This window comes from Cryobacterium luteum (genome assembly GCF_900110125.1).
Classification (GTDB): Bacteria; Actinomycetota; Actinomycetes; order Actinomycetales; family Microbacteriaceae; genus Cryobacterium; species Cryobacterium luteum.
The window spans coordinates 1-3,271 of sequence record NZ_FOCN01000054.1; the positions used below are offsets into that span (position 1 = coordinate 1).

Annotated in this window: 2 rRNA genes; both read left to right on the forward strand. The window is 53.7% G+C overall.

The window, feature by feature from the left end:
- A 23S ribosomal RNA gene (locus tag BMW72_RS18100) occupies positions 1–2,985 on the forward strand; the annotation flags it as partial.
- A gap of 123 nt (positions 2,986–3,108) precedes the next feature.
- A 5S ribosomal RNA gene (gene rrf, locus BMW72_RS18105) occupies positions 3,109–3,225 on the forward strand.
- Positions 3,226–3,271 lie beyond the last annotated feature (46 nt).

Consider the following 3,271-nt stretch of genomic DNA (forward strand, 5'->3'; position numbering starts at 1 on the left):
AGGTGACCTGGTGACTCCCGCCTGAATATATAGGGCGGGTAGAGGGAACGTGGGGAAGTGAAACATCTCAGTACCCACAGGAAGAGAAAACAACAGTGATTCCGTTAGTAGTGGCGAGCGAACCCGGATGAGGCTAAACCGATCATGTGTGATAGCCGGTAGGCGTTGCATGGTCGGGGTTGCGGGACTTTTCTGCCTATTCTACCGAATGGTAAGGGTTAGAACGTTGTATAGACGAACAGGATTGAAAGCCTGGTCATAGAGGGTGCGAACCCCGTAGTCGAAATGCAGCAATCGCCCGAGAAGTATCCCAAGTAGCACGGGGCCCGAGAAATCCCGTGTGAATCCGTCAGGACCACCTGATAAGCCTAAATACTCCTACATGACCGATAGTGAACAAGTACCGTGAGGGAAAGGTGAAAAGTACCCCGGGAGGGGAGTGAAATAGTACCTGAAACCGTTTGCTTACAAACCGTTGGAGCCAGCTTTGTTCTGGTGACAGCGTGCCTTTTGAAGAATGAGCCTGCGAGTTAGTGATATGTGGCGAGCTTAACCCGAGAGGGGAATGCGTAGCGAAAGCGAGTCTGAATAGGGCGATTCAGTCGCATGTCCTAGACCCGAAGCGAAGTGATCTATCCATGGCCAGGTTGAAGCGACGGTAAGACGTCGTGGAGGACCGAACCCACTTCAGTTGAAAATGGAGGGGATGAGCTGTGGATAGGGGTGAAAGGCCAATCAAACTTCGTGATAGCTGGTTCTCTCCGAAATGCATTTAGGTGCAGCGTTGCGTGTTTCTTGCCGGAGGTAGAGCTACTGGATGGCCGATGGGGCCCAAAAGCTTACTGACGTCAGCCAAACTCCGAATGCCGGTAAGTGAGAGCGCAGCAGTGAGACGGTGGGGGATAAGCTTCATCGTCGAGAGGGAAACAACCCAGACCACCAACTAAGGTCCCAAAGCGCGTGCTAAGTGGGAAAGGATGTGGAGTTGCACAGACAACCAGGAGGTTGGCTTAGAAGCAGCCACCCTTGAAAGAGTGCGTAATAGCTCACTGGTCAAGTGATTCCGCGCCGACAATGTAACGGGGCTCAAGCACGCCACCGAAGTTGTGGCATTGATATTTTTGGTTAGCCGCACCCTTGTGGTGTTGGTTCAGCCGTGTTGATGGGTAGGAGAGCGTCGTGTGGCCAGCGAAGCGGCGGTGTAAACCAGCCGTGGAGGCCACACGAGTGAGAATGCAGGCATGAGTAGCGAAAGACGGGTGAGAAACCCGTCCTCCGAAAGATCAAGGGTTCCAGGGCCAGGCTAATCCGCCCTGGGTAAGTCGGGACCTAAGGCGAGGCCGACAGGCGTAGTCGATGGACAACGGGTTGATATTCCCGTACTGACGAAAAACCGCCCAAACTAATCCAGTAATGCTAAGCATCTGAATCCCCTAGATGGATCCCTTCGGGGTGAAGCGTGGGGCCTAGCGTGCGACCCTATGCTGGTGCGGTTAGCGTATTAACAGGTGTGACGCAGGAAGGTAGCTGAGCCGGGCGATGGTTGACCCGGTCTAAGGATGTAGGCCGAGAGATAGGCAAATCCGTCTCTCATGATGGTTGAGACCCGATGGGTAGCCCGTAAGGGTGAAATCAGTGATCCTATGCTGCCAAGAAAAGCATCGACGCGAGGTTTTAGTCACCCGTACCCCAAACCGACTCAGGTGATCAGGTAGAGAATACTAAGGAGATCGAGAGAATCGTGGTTAAGGAACTCGGCAAAATGCCCCCGTAACTTCGGGAGAAGGGGGGCCTGAGGCGTGAACGGACTTGCTCCGGGAGCGTTCGAAGGCCGCAGAGACCAGTGGGAAGCGACTGTTTACTAAAAACACAGGTCCGTGCTAAGTCGCAAGACGATGTATACGGACTGACGCCTGCCCGGTGCTGGAAGGTTAAGAGGAACGGTTAGCCGCAAGGCGAAGCTGAGAATTTAAGCCCCAGTAAACGGCGGTGGTAACTATAACCATCCTAAGGTAGCGAAATTCCTTGTCGGGTAAGTTCCGACCTGCACGAATGGCGTAACGACTTCCCAGCTGTCTCAACCGCGAACTCGGCGAAATTGCATTACGAGTAAAGATGCTCGTTACGCGCAGCAGGACGGAAAGACCCCGTGACCTTTACTACAGCTTGGTATTGGTGTTCGGTGTGGCTTGTGTAGGATAGGTGGGAGACTGTGAAGCTTGGACGCTAGTTCAGGTGGAGTCATTGTTGAAATACCACTCTGGTCATATTGGATACCTAACTTCGAACCGTGATCCGGTTCAGGGACAGTGCCTGGTGGGTAGTTTAACTGGGGCGGTTGCCTCCTAAAAAGTAACGGAGGCGCCCAAAGGTTCCCTCAACCTGGTTGGTAATCAGGTGTCGAGTGTAAGTGCACAAGGGAGCTTGACTGTAAGACTGACAAGTCGAGCAGGGACGAAAGTCGGGACTAGTGATCCGGCAGTGGCTTGTGGAAGCGCTGTCGCTCAACGGATAAAAGGTACCTCGGGGATAACAGGCTGATCTTGCCCAAGAGTCCATATCGACGGCATGGTTTGGCACCTCGATGTCGGCTCGTCGCATCCTGGGGCTGGAGTAGGTCCCAAGGGTTGGGCTGTTCGCCCATTAAAGCGGTACGCGAGCTGGGTTTAGAACGTCGTGAGACAGTTCGGTCCCTATCCGCTGCGCGCGCAGGAAATTTGAGAAGATCTATCCCTAGTACGAGAGGACCGGGATGGACGAACCTCTGGTGTGTCAGTTGTTCCGCCAGGAGCACCGCTGATTAGCTACGTTCGGAACGGATAACCGCTGAAAGCATCTAAGCGGGAAGCCGGCTTCGAGATGAGATTTCCATCCCTTCGGGGGAGAGGCTCGCAGCTAGACTACTGCGTTGATAGGCCGGATGTGGAAGTGGGGACTAAAGACCCATGGAGCTGACCGGTACTAATAAGCCGATAATTTGATAACACTTCAGTTTGAAGAAGCTGCTTTAGCGTCCACTATGTGGTTCTCGATGTACGGTCGAGAACAAACCCTCATCATTGAGGGCTCTATAATTGAATAATATAGATTCGATTCATCGGAAGATGTTTCGGCGGCTATAGCGAGAGGGAAACGCCCGGTCACATTCCGAACCCGGAAGCTAAGACTCTCAGCGCCGATGGTACTGCAGGGGGGACCCTGTGGGAGAGTAGGACACCGCCGGACTTAACTTAGAACGACCAGAAAGGCCACCCCCGGGTGGCCTTTCTGC